This is a genomic window from Loigolactobacillus binensis (assembly GCF_005405165.1).
Taxonomy (GTDB): Bacteria; Bacillota; Bacilli; order Lactobacillales; family Lactobacillaceae; genus Loigolactobacillus; species Loigolactobacillus binensis.
Window position 1 is genome coordinate 55,505 of record NZ_BJDN01000006.1, and the last position, 16,019, is coordinate 71,523.

Here is a 16,019-nt window from a genome sequence, read left to right on the forward strand (position 1 = left end):
TGCCTCCTCATAATTAAGAAAGTTTATTAACAAGTTCTGCTAATAAGCCAGCTCCTTAAAGATAAATTATTTAACCGGAACTTCTTCCATGATGAAGACTTCGATCTGATCGCCTTCTTCAACATTGTTGTAGTTTTCGATCATTAAGCCACCTTCAAAGCCCTGTTTAACTTCCTTAACATCATCTTTTAAATGCTTCAAACTAGCAATTTTACCTTCATAAATAACGATGCCATCACGAATCAAACGCACACCTGAATCACGACGAACAACACCTGAAGTGACGAAGAATCCAGCAATTGTACCGACCTTAGAAACCTTATAAGTCTGCCGAACGTCCAACTGGCCAATCACTTTTTCTTGATAGGTTGGTTCCAGCATCCCTTTCATCGCCGTTTCAACTTCATCAATCGCCTGATAGATAACATTATGCAAACGAATATCAACATCTTCAGTGGTTGCTTGATCCTTAGCGCGCGGCGTTGGGCGCACATTAAAACCAATGATGACCGCATTACTGGCAGCAGCTAAAGTAACATCACTTTCGTTGATCGCACCAACCGCCTCATGAATAATATTGACGCGAACCCCTTCAACGTTGATCTTCTGTAAACTATTAACCAGAGCCTCAACTGAACCTTGAACGTCGGCCTTGATGATCAGGTCAACTTCTTTCAATTGACCTTCTTGCATTGTTTCAAACAAGTTATCCAATGTAACGTGCTTAGTCCGATTACGTTGCGATAATACAGCTTGTTTAGCACGTTCTTCACCAGCAGCCCGCGCCGTTTTTTCATCTTCAAAAACAATAAACTTGTCGGCTGATTCTGGTACATCACTTAAACCAGTGATCTCAACGGGTGTTGCCGGTTTAGCTTCTTTGATTCGCCGACCACGGTCATTGGTCATGACCCGGACACGGCCAAAGGTATTACCAACAACAATTGGGTCACCAATTCGCAAAGTTCCCTGTTGAACTAATAAGGAAGCAACCGCACCTTTACCTTTGTCCAAACGAGCTTCGATAACCGTCCCTGCACCTTTTTGGTTCGGGTTAGCTTTTAATTCAAGCATATCAGCTTCTAATAAAATCATTTCTAATAGCTGATCTAAATTTTTACCAAATTTAGCCGAAATTGGCACGAAGATCGTTTCACCACCCCAATCCTCAGGAATCAAGCCATATTCGGTTAATTGTTCCATCACGTGGTTCGGGTTAGCGTTAGGTTTATCAATTTTGTTAACCGCAACAATAATTGGCGCATTGGCAGCCTTCGCATGATTAATAGCTTCAATCGTCTGCGGCATAACACCATCATCAGCAGCAACCACCAAAACAATAATATCGGTAACATCAGCACCACGAGCCCGCATATCAGTAAAGGCCGCATGTCCTGGTGTATCTAAGAACGTGATCAGACGGTCGTTTGACTTAACTTGATAAGCACCAATTGCCTGTGTGATCCCACCAGCTTCGCCTTCAGTTACATTAGTATGACGTAGCTTATCCAGTAATGTGGTTTTACCATGATCGACGTGCCCCATGATTGTGACTACTGGTGGCCGATTTTCTTGGTAATCCGTATTGGCTTCTTCGGCCGCAAAGAATTTATCCAGATCAGAAATATCAACTTCCACTTTTTCTTCGGCTTCAATGCCATAATCTGCCGCCAAAACTTCGATGGTATCTTTTTCCAAGGATTGGTTTTGGTTGACCATAACCCCCATCATGAACAATTTTTTGATGATTTCGGCTGGTTCACGGTGAATTAATTTAGCAATATCTTGAACATTCATGCCTTCTGTATATTGCAATACTTCTGGCAAAGCACGTTCTTTCCGGGTCGTTGCTGGCGTTACTGAATGATTTTGTCGTCTGTTACGGCGATTGCGTTTCTTATTGAAACGACCACCGTTGTTGCCACCAAAGCGATTGCGACCACCACGGTTATTGTTGTTACCAAAACGACTGTTGTTATTCCGGTTGCCGCCAGCAGTATTACCGCCAACACCACCTTGATTACGATTATTGCTGCTGCGTACAGTATTATTAACTGAACTGATCGGTTTAGCAGCATTAACTGGTGCCCGATTATCCGCTCGATTTTGTGGGTTCGGTGCTACCCGGTTATTACTTGCAGAAACTCGTGGTTTATTATTGTGGTTATTATGGTTGTAACGATCGTTACGATTTTGTGAATGATTGTTATTTCCATGTTGATTTTGGCTACTATGTGAGCCTTGATTACTGTGTCCCTGATAATTACGGTTTGGTTGGTTGCGCTCACGGTCACTATGTTGTGGACGGGCTTCATGACTGTGTTCATTACGGGTCGGTTGTTGTGGGCGCGCTGAAGTTACTGGCGCTGCCTTTTTGGTGTGATCCACCGGCTGAGTATTTGGCGTATTGGCCACCTTTCCGCCACTGATCGCGTTACGTAAAGTCTTTTCTTGCGCGTCGTCGATCGTGGACATGTGATTCTTAATGTCGATGCCAGCTTTTTTTGCGGAATCGATCACTATTTTAGATTGAACATTTAATTCTTTTGCTAATTCGTAGATACGTTTTTTACCCATATCTTCACGCTCCCTACGTTTTCAGTAAGGCAATGAGCCGATGGGCAAATCCAGGCTCAGTAATGCCAACGATTGTTCGCGGGCGGCCTAGTGCTTGGCTCATTGCTTGTTTTGTGAAGGCTGTTATCACCGGCACTTGGTAAAATTCACCTTTGGCGCTGAATTTATCACGTGTTGCCTGACTAGCATCAACGGCAACCAAAACTAGCGCAACTTTACGCTGTTGAATCGCCTTCAAAACTAAGCCTTCACCCATCGTCAATGCACCTGCTCGTAAACTTAATCCTAGCAGGTTTAATGCCTTTTGATTATTTTCCATTTTTGTCGCCAAAAAGTTCTTTACGCGCTTTTTGATGTTTCACATAAGCTAATAATTCACTATAAAAATCGTCATCAACCGTAGCATTTAAGGCTTTATCCAAGATATGCTTATTGGCAGCCTCTTCAACTGCAGTTGGTTCTAAGGAAACGTACGCCCCACGCCCCGACTTTTTGCCAGTTGGATCAATGGCAACTACGCCTTCTTTACTGCGCACGATCCGCACCATTTCTTTTTTAGGCTTCATTTCATTGCTGACGACATCTTTACGCATCGGGATTTTTCTTGGTTTCATACTCAAGTCTGCTCCTTTTTCGTTAATTAGTCGTTAGCGGCCGCCGAATCATCAGAAACAGTTGGCGCAGCTTCCGGAGTTGCTTCCGTTGGTGCTGCGTCAGTCGCTGGTTCTGCTGCTTCCGATGTTGATGGCGTAGCCGGTTGATCGGCTAATTCATCCGCTTCAGTTTCTGACTTAATATCAATTTTATAACCAGTCAACTTAGCAGCTAAACGCGCATTCTGTCCACGTTTACCAATGGCTAAAGATAATTGATAATCTGGTACGATAACCGTTACGGCCTTATCGTTGGTTGGATCAAACGTAACATCAACAACTTGCGCCGGGTTCAGCGCGTTTGCAATGTATTCAGCCGGATCATCCACCCACTCAATGATATCCATATTTTCGCCAGATAGTTCATTGACAATTGCCTGAACCCGCTGACCACGAGGGCCAACACAAGTTCCGACCGAATCTACATTATCATCGTGGCTACGAACGGCCATTTTAGTCCGATCACCGGCTTCACGGGCAATTGAAACAATCTCAACTGTGCCATCATAGATCTCGGGAACCTCTTGCTCAAATAAACGCTTAACAAGATCGGGATGAGTCCGACTGACATAAACTTGCGGGCCCTTGGGTGTATTTTCAACTTTGGTCACATAGACTTTGATCCGATCATGTGGTTCATAGTGTTCATTAGGCATTTGATCGCTTTTAGACAGAATAGCTTCGATCTTACCCAAATTAACGTAAATATACCGGCTGTCCCGTCGTTCCACGACTCCTTGCATAATTTCGTTTTCATACTTAATGTATTGGTCGTAAATGATACTGCGTTCAGCTTCCCGGACTCGTTGCATAATAACCTGCTTAGCAGTCTGGGCTGCGATCCGACCGAAATCTTTTGGTGTAACTTCAAACCGAATATCATCGCCAACTTCATAGGCCTCATTGATCGCCAAAGCTTCCTTTAAGCTAACTTCCAAACGAGAATCAAAGACTTCATCCGTAACTTCTTTTACTGCGTAAACGTGGATGTCACCTTTTTTTTGATCAAATTCGACTTCTACATTTTGGGCTTGGCCGTAATTACGCTTGTAAGCTGACACTAAAGCAGCTTCCAGCGCTTCGATAACGACTTCCTTTTTAACGCCTTTTTCAGACTCAAGTGCGTCTAAAGCACTTAACATTTCCTTGCTCATGGTAATTGTTTCCTTCCCGATTAAAATTCGATGGCTAATCTAGCTTGCGCAATTTGTTTCCGCGCAAAGGTAAATTCCTTACGCCGAGTTTTGATTTTAACGGATAACGTTAATTCATCAGGCGTGATCGCCGTCAAAGTGCCTTCATAAATTTTGGCACCATTCACCGCTTGATACAACGAGATATGGATGTAACTATTTAATGCACGCTGAAAATCAACTTCCTTTTTCAAAGGCCGTTCAGCGCCAGGCGACGAAACTTCTAGATAGTAAGCTTGTGGAATCGGGTCTGGATCCATTGAATCCAGCGTTTCACTGATCTTTTCACTGATCATGGCACAATCTTCTAAGGTAATCCCAGCAGGTTTATCAATATACACCCGCAAATACCAACTTTTACCTTCTTTAACAAATTCAATATCAACTAATTCAAAATGATTACTGTCCACGATTGGTTGGACAACATCTTGGACTCTTTCAACAACCGAGCTCAAACCATTGCCTCCTTTTCGCAATTTTAGTTTATTCGCTGACGAACAATTGCTGCTCAATACCGACACGCTGCGACCATAAATGCTTTAATGACGCGGTTTTTTCCTTTGGTGATACTCGCTTTATCCAATAAAAAGAGTGAGCATCGCTGCTCACTCGACCAAAGTCTCTAAATACAATCATTATATTACCACAAATTCGGTCATGACGCAACTTACACGCCGACTTACATCATATCAAACAGTGATAATTGGTTCTCATCTGGTAAGTCATTTAAAACGTGATTTTCGGTTAAGTAATCGATCAACGTTTTAGAAACTTTACCCCGTTTGCTTAAATCTTCCTTGGACAAAAACGGCTTTTCTTCCCGCGCGGAGACGATCTGTTTAGCCACGTTCATCCCAAGGCTAGGAACTGCCCGAAATGGCGCTAACAACGTTTTACCATCAGCTTCGATTTGAAATTCGGCCGCATCGGAACGGGTGATATCGACCATTTCAAATTTGAAGCCGCGCTCGATCATTTCGTTGGCCAATTCTAATACCGTCAATAGATTTTTCTCCTTAGCGGAAGCATCCATTCCCTTGTCCGTAATTTCTTTCATCGCTGCTTTGACTGCATCTTTACCACGCGCCATAGCCACTAGATCAAAATCGTCTGCCCGGACCGTAAAGTAAGCGGCATAATATAAAATCGGATAATAAACTTTGAAATAAGCGACCCGTAGCGCCATCAAAATATACGCCGCCGCGTGCGCCTTAGGAAACATATACTTGATTTTTAGGCAAGAATCAATATACCAATCCGGTACATTTTTATTATCCCGCATTGCTTGCTGCCAATCATCCGGAATTCCTCGGCCCTTACGTACATGCTCCATAATGTTAAACGCCATTGACGCATCCATTCCATAATGGATCAAATCTAGCATAATATTGTCCCGACAGCCAATGACATCCTTTAAGGTTACTACACCTTTTTGGATCAGTTCTTCGGCATTGCCTAACCACACATCGGTACCGTGAGATAAACCAGAAATCTGCAATAATTCCGAAAAAGTTGTTGGGTTGGTTTCTTCCAGCATGCCCCGTACAAAACGTGTCCCAAATTCAGGGATCCCTAACGTACCCGTTTTAGATCCAATTTGTTCTGGTGTCACGCCAAGTACATCGGTTCCAGAAAACAACGACATCACCTTAGGATCCACAGGCGGAATCGATTTAGGCTCGATTCCGGATAGATCCTGTAGTTTACGGATCATAGTAGGGTCATCATGCCCAAGAATATCCATTTTCAAAATGTTATCATGGATCGAATGGAAATCAAAATGACTGGTTCGCCATGATGCATTTTGATCGTCAGCAGGATACTGAATAGGCGTAAAGTCATAAATATCCATATAATCGGGCACGATCAAAATACCAGCCGGATGCTGGCCTGTGGTCCGCTTGACCCCAGTCGTACCTTTAGCCAGACGGTCGATCTCAGCACCACGTAAGGTTTGGCCAGTATCGCGTTCATAAGCCTTGACGTAGCCATAACCGGTTTTATCCGCCACTGTACCAATAGTCCCAGCTCGGAACACATTATTTTCACCGAACAAGACCTTCATATAATTGTGTGCGATCGGCTGATAATCACCGGAGAAGTTCAAATCAATATCCGGCACTTTATTGCCGGTAAAACCTAAGAAGGTTTCAAACGGAATATCATGACCATCTTTTTCTAAGTTAGCGCCACAGTTAGGGCAAGCCTTATCAGGCAAATCATAACCCGAGCCATATTCACCTTTTGTATAAAACTCAGTATAGTGACATTGCGCACAACGATAATGCGGCGGCAACGCATTGATTTCAGTGATCCCGGCTAAGTAGGCAACTAAACTGGAACCAACTGAACCCCGTGAACCAACTAAATAGCCGTCCTTATTACTTTTATACACTAATTTCTGTGCAATTAAATAATGAACCGCGAAACCATTGCCAATGATACTCTTTAACTCTTGTTCGATCCGATCCGCCACAATTTTTGGCAATTCTTCCCCGTATAATTTATGGGCCAGACTGTAAGTCATATTTTTGATGTCATCTTCGGCACCGGGCATTTTCGGCGTATACAGTTTATCTTTAACTGGTGAGATCGTGCTGTCGATCTGATCGGCCAGGGCGTTGGGATTTGTCACCACTACCTGCTGAGCAACCTCATCACCTAAAAACTGGAATGACTTTAACATTTCATCTGTAGAACGAAAATGTACATCCGGTAAATTAATTCGATTCAACGGATTAGCACCGCCTTGCGAATTAATCAAAATTTTCCGATAAATTTTATCTTCTGGATTTAAGTAATGCGCATCGCCGGTGGCCACTACTGGCTCTTGTAATTCTTCGCCAATTTTAACGATATTGCGAATAATATCTTCTAAGTCACCATTGTTATTAACCAATTCGCGCTCCAATAATGGTGCGTAAACTGGCTTAGGCATAACTTCCAAGTAATCATAAAACTTAGCCTTATCCCGGGCTTCATTGTAGCCTTTTTGCATCATCGCGGTAAAAACTTCACCACTGGAACAAGCAGAACCGATCAACAGACCTTCCCGGTATTGATTAACTAAACTGCGCGGCATTCGGGGAATGCGGTAGAAATATTTGATCATCGACAATGAAACTAATTTGAACAAATTTTTCAAACCAGCCTGAGTTTGAGCCAATAAAACAGCATGAAAAGGCCGCGCTTGCTTATAAGCCTCATTCTCACCAACACGATCATTTAGCTGATCAACATAAGTCATCGCGTAGTGTTGCTTTGCTTCCTTCAAGAAAATATACAGCAAGTGGCCGGTTGATTCAGCATCGGCATTAGCGCGATGGTGATGTTCCAAGCTAACTTTAAACCGCTTAGCCAATGAATCCAACTTATGATTCTTAAATTCAGGATGCAACATCCGCGCCAATTCCAAAGTGTCGATCACTGGCACATCGATCTGCCCCATTTGATGACGAGCATAACCAGCATTTAAAAAGCCAACGTCAAACGTTACATTGTGACCGACTAAAATCGTACCGGCATAAAATTTCTGAAACTTAGCAAATGCTTCTTCTTCGCTGTTGGTTCCCCGCACCATATCATCGGTAATGCTAGTTAAATTGATCGTGGTCTCCGACAACGGGTGACCAGGATCAATAAACTCTTCAAATTCGGCGATCACTTCGCCATTTTTCATTTTAACGGCAGCCAATTCAATGATTGAATCATAAACCGCTGATAAACCAGTTGTTTCTGTATCGAAAACCACATATTCAGTATCATCATTTAACGGTGTATGCGCTACGTTATAAGCGATCGGCACCCCGTCATCGACCAAATTAGCTTCAACCCCATATAGAATTTTAACGCCATTTTTTTGACCGGCCGTATGAGCTTCGGGAAACGCCTGTAGTGCAGCATGATCGGTAATCGCAATTGCTTTATGCCCCCACTTAGCTGCCTGTGCCACATAGTCGGAAACACTATTAGTTGCATCCATTTGGCTCATGTTAGAGTGCAAATGTAATTCCACGCGCTTCTGTCCTTCGGGTGCGGTATCTTGCCGCGCAGCATGCTTAATTTCTTGTAGATCACGGGCATTGACCACTAGATCACGCATAAAATTATCTTCTTGAACACTACCTTTAACCTTGACCCAAATTCCCTTTTTCATCGCCGCAAATAACGCCTCGTCCTCGTCATTGCGCGAGAATTTTTTTACGGTGAATGAAGAACTGTAATCGGTCATTTTAAAAATCAACAATTGCCGTTTTGAACGTAATACCCGGATTTCTAAATCAAAAACATATCCTTCGATCACTAACGAATTTTCTTCTTCTTGAATATCACTCATCCGCCGAACAGGCTCATTCGGATTAATGCCGCGGCCCATAGTCACTGGACCTGTAATCGCTTTTTCGTTAGTCTGTTGCCGTTGCTGCGCAGCCTGTTGTAAAGAAGCCGCAGCTTGTTGTGCCATTGCAGCGTCCTTTTTCTCTTTAGCCACCTGAAAAGCAGCAATTTTGGCCTGTGACGCTGATTCATCGATCATGGCGTGAATCGACAATTTAGGAAAACCAACGTCACTGTAAGTGGTTTCGATTGGGCCTAATGCCTGGCTAGTCAAAAAGTTCTTTACAATTTCATTGTCAGCTAATAACATGACCCGACCGTCGTCCAAATAGGGCTGTTCTTTTTCACATAGCTCTTGGATCAATGACGACGTGATCCCACTAGTTTTGACCACATATTGCCAGTAATCGCCAAGCTTTTGGTCAGTTAATTTTGGGGTTCGGGTTTGGATCGTTAATTTGACCTTTGCAATATTATTAAATGCTTGCTGTAAATGTTGCGCTAAATCAATAAACAGCGGGTAAGGCAAAATATCAGCAAATTCCAAGTAGAATTGCCAAACTTTAGAACGCTGATGGACAACAACTTTATTGACTTTAGCGGCAGCTAAAAATTGTTCATTTTCGGCGGTAACTTCTAACTTGATCTGCTCGCGCAGTTGATTAAATAATTCCGTTTCGTTTAAACTCAACGCAGCCATCCTTCCAAAATTTAAACAAGAAAAGAGCGAAACGGTAATGTTTGGTCATAACCAAACGGTGGCGCTGCCGTTCCACTCTTATTCCGCTTTATTTAGTTTAACCCAATTTAACTTAAGGTCAACTGGATCGGCATACTTTTATGCTTCAGCATGCTGTTTTAATAAAATCTGGATCGTACTAACTAATTCAGACTTTTGCACTTCAATCGTTTCACCAGTTTTACGTAATTTGATCTCAACGATCCCATCACTAGCCTTTTTGCCAATAGTAACCCGAACTGGTAGGCCAATCAAATCTGATTCAGCAAACTTCACACCAGCGCGTTCTTTACGATCATCAACTAATACACTATAACCGGCTGCTTCTAATAAAGTTTCGGCTTCAACGGCTAAAGCAACTTGCTCTTTATTTTTTGTGTTTACAGGAATAACGTGAACCGCATAAGGCGCAATATTCTGTGGCCAAACTAAGCCATTATCATCTGCTTGTTGTTCTGCGATCGCCGTTAGTAAACGACTTACACCGATCCCATATGAGCCCATGATCAACGGTTGGCTCCGCCCATTTTCATCTAAGAAAGTAGCGTTCATAACTTGTGAGTAACGTGTTCCCAATTTAAAGACGTGACCAATTTCGATCCCTTTGGTAAACTTCAGCACACCTTCACCATCGGGAGCAACTTCGCCTTCTTTGACAAAGCGTAGATCCGTGTAAGCCTCTGGTGTATAATCCCGTTCGGTATTAGCATTTAAATAGTGATAACCATCTTCGTTAGCACCAACTACTAAATTAGCGGCATTTTTCAAGCTTAGATCAGCTAAGATCCGTACTTTAGGGTCCAAGTTAACCGGCCCTAATGAACCAAAGTTTGCCCCTAACACGGCCAAAGCTTGTTCATCAGTGGCTAAAGTTAAAGCAGCAGCCGCCAAATAATTCTTCAGCTTAACCGGATTAACTTCAAAATCGCCACGCACAAGAACTAAAACAGGTTGTTCATCCGCAATGAATAACATGCTTTTTGCCGTTTTAGTAACATCAACATTTAATAACTCAGCAACCTCGGCAATGGTTTTAGCCCCAGGTGTGGCCACCTTTTCTAATTCAGCTGGTACTTCAGTTGACTTTTTATTCAACGTTAAGCTAGTTGCCATTTCTAGATTAGCCGCATAGCTTCCAGCATCTGAATAAACGATCGTATCTTCGCCAATTGCAGCTGGTGCAGAGAATTCAACGGAATCTTTGCCACCCATCGCACCGGCATCACCGATAATAGCTTGATAATCCAATCCACAGCGATCAAAAACTGCGCGGTAAGCCGTTTCCATTTGTTGAAAAATCTTATCCAGATCTGTCGTATTGGCCGTAAATGAGTAAGCATCCTTCATAATAAATTCGCGGCCACGTAATAAGCCTGCACGCGGTCGTTTTTCATCCCGGTACTTTGGTTGGATTTGGTATAGGACTTGCGGCAACTTCTTATAAGAATTCAAATTATCCCGAACTAAATCAGTAAAGGATTCTTCGTGCGTCGGACCAAGAATAAAATCGCGATCATGACGATCCTTTAATTTAAATAATTCCGGACCATACGTCGCGTAACGGCCAGATTCTTGCCATAACTCGGCAGGGATGACTTCTGGCATCAACATTTCAACTGCATCAATTTTTTCCATTTCTTCTTCGATGATGTGATTGATATTTTGCAAAACTTTATAGGCCAGTGGCAGATAACTATAGATACCGGCGCTCATCTGGCGAATATAACCTGCCCGTAACATCATTTGATGTGATTTAGAATCCGCCTCATTAGGGGTTTCTTTTAACGTGGGAATAAATACTTTTGACTGTTTCATGTATCGTAATTGCTCCTTTTTTACCGATTACCTTAATTGACAGTAACTTTTAGGACTAGCTACCAACTAATTCTAATTTCAACAAACCTAAGTCATATTGAAAAATGACGCTTTTAGTTAGCCTCAATCGAACTAGTTTGCGTTTAAATATAATTGCCAACACAATTTAGATCATTTAATGAAAAAGCGCTGAAAATCATTCCAAGTCACGGCAATGATCAATAGCAACATTAAGGCAAAACCAATTAAAGTGATGATGCCTTCCTTATCTGGATCCAGCGGCTTACGTCTAATCGCCTCAATAATATTCAACAATAATTTACCGCCATCTAATGCTGGAATCGGCAATAAATTCATGATCGCGATACTGATCGACAGCAAACCCATTAAATTTAAAATTGTGGTAAAGCCCATTTTAGTAGCTTGTGAAGTCATTGAGTACATGGCAACTGGTCCACCAAAATCATTTAAGTTAAATCCATGGATGAACATTCCGCCCAGTGTTCCCAACGTATTCGTTAGAATTTGCCAAGTGTAGCTAAAACCATAACTGATTTTAGCCCCAAAGGAATGATCTTGAGAAACCGCCACCCCTATCACGCCGACCTTCTCCCCATTACTGGTAGTCGCTTTAGGGGTAACTCTAATCAGCTGTGTTTTACCATTTTGTTTAACCGTTAAGCGAACTTGTTTGTTAGGGTATTGATTGATCTGCTGAGCAATCGCCAAAAAAGTCGGGGTTTTTTTATCATTAACTGCGGTGATCCGATCGCCACTGTGCAGGCCAGCCTTTTCAGCAACCGAATTAGGTTCGATTGTTCCCAGCTGATTAGAATCCGAACGGGCCACCCCGCCGGCAATAAAGGCCACCACCATAAACGTCAAAATACCGAGAATAAAGTTATTCATTACCCCAGCAATATTGATCATCATGCGGCGCAATAAGGAAACCGACTGAAATTGTACATCAACTGGCGCGATTTGAACTTCGGTTCCACCTTTTTCAATGATCGTTGCGTCATGTGTGACTGAATAGCGTTTTAATTCATCTTCATTACCGTTTTCATAACCACTAATATATAACGCTTGTTGTAAGTCACTTTGTGCTACTTCTAAAGGAACTCCGTCATTGAGCAAAACCTTTTTACTCGCATTGATCCGCGTCACCGCACCGGCAGCATCTAAGGTCAGAGTGACTGGCGTACCCGGCTGTAACTCATCATCTTCATCGTCCTGTAAACCTGCCATGCGTACATAACCACCCAAAGGTAATAGCCGCAACGTATACGTGGTACCATTGTAGCGTTTAGCTAGCAATTTAGGTCCCATACCAATGGAAAATTCACGAACTAAAACCCCAGAACGTTTAGCAAAATAAAAATGGCCAAATTCATGCACAATCACGATGGCACCGAATATTAAAATGAATACAATTAATGTCTCCACAAAATTGCCCCTTTCTCTCTGTACAATTTGTGCCGCTTTTTAAGCGATAATGTCAGTTGTGATGGCGCAATTAGTTAAATCAAAGTAAACAAGTGTACGATTGGTAAAACAAATAATAAACTATCAAAACGATCCAAAATACCACCATGACCAGGTAAAATCTTGCCTGAATCCTTAACTCCATAGTGACGCTTATAGGAAGATTCAACTAAATCACCTAATTGCCCACAGATCGAGAAAATAAAGGTAAATAAAATCATAGTTGGTAATGAATAAAGTTGAATGGCCGGGACAAAGGCCACAAAAATACCACCGATGATCACGGCACAAATAGTCCCACCGATTGATCCCTCCCAAGTCTTATTGGGACTGACTTGAGGCGCCAACTTATGTTTACCTAATTTACGACCAATTTGGTAGGCACCGATATCAGTAGCCCAAATGGTGAAAAGAATATAGAAGAGCATCATCAGGCTTTCTTGACGGGCGGCAATAAAGTAGTGAAACCCAAGCCCAATATAAATAGCGGCCAAACTGGTCACGCCTATATCGTCAAAATTAACGCGATTCTTTGAAAAAACCATATTGACCAGCATTAACATCACGATCAAATAAAAGAAAAATAACCGATTTACACCATTAGGTAACCACGAATTAGGCACCATGATCACTAACATCGCCAAGGCCCCTAATAAGGCCTCTAACGAAACGATGATTTTTTTGCGCATAATAAAGATTTCAGATACGCCGACTAGACCTAAAACAATGGCCATAATATCATAAGTGATGCCGCCTAGTAGGACGATGGGGATGAAAATAATTAATGCAATCACAGCAGTTATAACACGTTGACGCATTTTAAGTAACACTCCTTTTTTATCATTCGGATCAACTGTTAAGCCAAACTTAACGTGATCAAACTAAAGTACAACTCGATCGGTAGCTGTTTTTCTTACTTTTTCAAGCCACCAAACCGCCGATCACGTTTTTGGTAAGCCAAAATAGCGGCCTCTAACTCGTGATCATCAAAATCAGGCCATAACGCATCGGTAAAAACTAATTCACTATACGCAATCTGCCATAACAGGAAATTAGAGATACGTTCCTCGCCGCTGGTGCGGATCAATAGATCAGGATCAGCATACTCACCTAAACTGGCCGTCATCAGTGCCTGATCAATGGTTTGCTCATCAATAGCTGCTGGATCTAAAGTTCCCGTAGTAACTTGAGCCGCAATTTTTTGGACCGCAGTGACAATTTCAGCACGGCCCCCATAATTCAAAGCAAAATTCAACACCATGCCTGTATTTTGAGCAGTATCCGCCATAGCATCACGCACAGCCTTTTGCGTTTTTATTGGTAATTTATCAACGTAACCCATCACATTGACCCGCACATTCTGCGCAATCAAATCAGGAACAAAAGTGTCGAAAAAATCAACTGGTAATTGCATTAGATAATTAACTTCATCATTAGGCCGTTTCCAATTTTCAGTTGAGAAGGCGTAGAGGGTCAACACTTTGACCCCTAATTCGCTGGCGTGACGAGTCACTCGTTTTACGGTTTCCATGCCTTCGCGGTGCCCGAACACTCGTGGCCGATGCTTCCGCTGCGCCCAGCGGCCATTGCCATCCATAATAATTGCAATATGGGCCGGAATGCGTTCCGGATCAAGCGTTATGGGCGTGGTTTGCTGTTTTTTTCCAAATGAGAACAAAGATTAGCGCCTCCACGTGAAATTTTCAAACTAACCCTAATTGTATCAAAAAAGCCTTTGCCTGACCATTAAATACCAATTAAATCAGTTATTGCTAAAGAATACTTAACTTAAGCATAGCAAAAAGCCGCGGCATTTGCCGCGGCCATTAGCGTATTCTTAATCAGATAAAATTTCTTTTTCTTTAGTAGCCGCAATTTCATCAAGTTTCTTAGTCGCCGCATTCGTGATCTTTTGTGTTTCGTCCTCTAATTCATGCAGATCATCTTCGGTTAGCTCATTACTCTTTTCACGCTTACGCAAGTCATCGATGGCTTCACGCCGAACATTACGGATAGCGACCTTCGCCTGTTCAGCCTGTTTTTTGACTTCCTTAGCCAATTCACCCCGCCGTTCTTGAGTTAATTGTGGAATAACTAACCGAATAACTGTACCATCGTTTGCCGGTGATAGACCTAAATCGGAAGCTAAAATAGCCCGCTCGATTTCCTTTAAAGTTGATTTATCATAAGGTGTGATCATTAGAACCCGCGCCTCAGGAATCGTGACGGTCGCTAACTGATTAACTGGGGTTGGTGCCCCATAATAATCAACGGTGACCCGCGTCAAAATACTAGCATTAGCACGACCAGCACGAATCTGACCGAGTTCGCGCTGCAACGCTTCCTCAGCCTTGACCATTTTGGTTTGTGCTTCAGTAATTGCTGGATCTTTAGCCATATTACTTGTCCCCCTTGATTGTTGTACCGATCTGTTCGCCTTCAACAACCCGTTTGATGTTACCAGATTCATTAAGGTTAAAAACGACCAGCGGAATATTATTATCCATTGATAACGTACTTGCGGTGGAATCCATAACGTTTAAGCCCTTATCAATAATATCTAAATGGGTCAGCTGATCGTACTTGGTTGCACTGGCATCCTTGTTTGGATCGGCGGAATAAACCCCATCCACATTGTTTTTCGCCATTAAAATAACATCGGCCTCAATTTCAGCCGCACGTAAAGCAGCCGTTGTATCCGTGGAGAAGTAAGGATTCCCGGTGCCGGCAGCAAAAATAACGACCCGATCTTTTTCCAAATGACGAATAGCCTTCCGACGAATATACGGTTCAGCAATTTGGCGCATTTCAATCGAAGTTTGCACCCGAGTTGGTACATCAAGCTGCTCCAGATTATCCTGTAGCGCCAAAGCATTCATCACCGTGGCTAACATACCCATGTAATCGGCCTGAGCACGTTCCATCCCCATTTCGGCACCTGTTTGACCCCGCCAGATATTACCACCGCCAACAACAATTGCGATTTGAACCCCTAACTCGTAAACTTCCTTAATTTCCTTCGCAACATCCTTGATCATCGGTGGATTAATGCCAAAGCCCTTGGCACCGGCTAGAGCTTCACCACTGACTTTAAGGACCACTCGTTTATACTTGATTTTCGACATGAACTGCTTCCTCCTGCTTCACCATTAATTTATTATTCTGACTGAAAGAGTTTCCCTTTATATTTTAGCATATCTAAAGGCAATTGACCTTAAAAAA

The 16,019-nt window shown here is 42.6% G+C and carries 12 protein-coding genes; all 12 read right to left on the reverse strand.

Annotated features, from left to right (window positions below; genetic code table 11):
* Positions 1-66: 66 nt before the first annotated feature.
* Positions 67-2,577 (reverse strand): translation initiation factor IF-2, encoded by a 2,511-nt coding sequence (infB, locus tag FFM78_RS04400; RefSeq protein ID WP_137637226.1) that lies wholly within the window; start codon positions 2,575-2,577, stop codon positions 67-69.
* Between the two features lie 13 nt (positions 2,578-2,590).
* The gene (locus FFM78_RS04405; RefSeq protein ID WP_137637227.1) at positions 2,591-2,896 is read right to left on the reverse strand and encodes a L7Ae/L30e/S12e/Gadd45 family ribosomal protein; all 306 of its coding nucleotides are present in this window, start codon (positions 2,894-2,896) and stop codon (positions 2,591-2,593) included.
* Positions 2,886-3,191 (reverse strand): RNase P modulator RnpM, encoded by a 306-nt coding sequence (gene rnpM / locus FFM78_RS04410; RefSeq protein WP_137637228.1) that lies wholly within the window; start codon positions 3,189-3,191, stop codon positions 2,886-2,888. Before rnpM ends, FFM78_RS04405 begins: the two co-directional genes overlap by 11 nt.
* Before the next feature lie 26 nt (positions 3,192-3,217).
* The gene (gene nusA, locus FFM78_RS04415) at positions 3,218-4,384 is read right to left on the reverse strand and encodes a transcription termination factor NusA (protein ID WP_137637229.1); all 1,167 of its coding nucleotides are present in this window, start codon (positions 4,382-4,384) and stop codon (positions 3,218-3,220) included.
* A gap of 20 nt (positions 4,385-4,404) precedes the next feature.
* Positions 4,405-4,878, reverse strand: coding sequence for a ribosome maturation factor RimP (rimP, locus tag FFM78_RS04420; protein ID WP_137637230.1), 474 nt, complete (start codon positions 4,876-4,878; stop codon positions 4,405-4,407).
* A gap of 224 nt (positions 4,879-5,102) precedes the next feature.
* A complete protein-coding gene (locus tag FFM78_RS04425) occupies positions 5,103-9,449 on the reverse strand; it encodes a PolC-type DNA polymerase III (RefSeq protein WP_137637231.1) in 4,347 nt (1,448 codons plus the stop codon).
* A 147-nt stretch (positions 9,450-9,596) separates the two neighbouring features.
* A complete protein-coding gene (locus FFM78_RS04430) occupies positions 9,597-11,312 on the reverse strand; it encodes a proline--tRNA ligase (RefSeq protein ID WP_137637232.1) in 1,716 nt (571 codons plus the stop codon).
* A gap of 171 nt (positions 11,313-11,483) precedes the next feature.
* Positions 11,484-12,758 (reverse strand): RIP metalloprotease RseP, encoded by a 1,275-nt coding sequence (rseP, locus tag FFM78_RS04435; RefSeq protein ID WP_137637233.1) that lies wholly within the window; start codon positions 12,756-12,758, stop codon positions 11,484-11,486.
* 74 nt (positions 12,759-12,832) lie between these two features.
* On the reverse strand, positions 12,833-13,615 hold the full coding sequence (locus tag FFM78_RS04440; RefSeq protein ID WP_137637234.1) for a phosphatidate cytidylyltransferase: 783 nt from the start codon (positions 13,613-13,615) through the stop codon (positions 12,833-12,835).
* 95 nt (positions 13,616-13,710) lie between these two features.
* Positions 13,711-14,475: an undecaprenyl pyrophosphate synthase gene (gene uppS / locus FFM78_RS04445; RefSeq protein ID WP_137637235.1), complete on the reverse strand. Its 765-nt coding sequence runs from the start codon at positions 14,473-14,475 to the stop codon at positions 13,711-13,713.
* Between the two features lie 159 nt (positions 14,476-14,634).
* Entirely contained in the window at positions 14,635-15,195 is a 561-nt protein-coding gene (gene frr / locus FFM78_RS04450) for a ribosome recycling factor (RefSeq protein ID WP_137637236.1), read from the reverse strand.
* 1 nt (position 15,196) lies between these two features.
* On the reverse strand, positions 15,197-15,922 hold the full coding sequence (gene pyrH / locus FFM78_RS04455) for a UMP kinase (protein WP_137637237.1): 726 nt from the start codon (positions 15,920-15,922) through the stop codon (positions 15,197-15,199).
* Positions 15,923-16,019 lie beyond the last annotated feature (97 nt).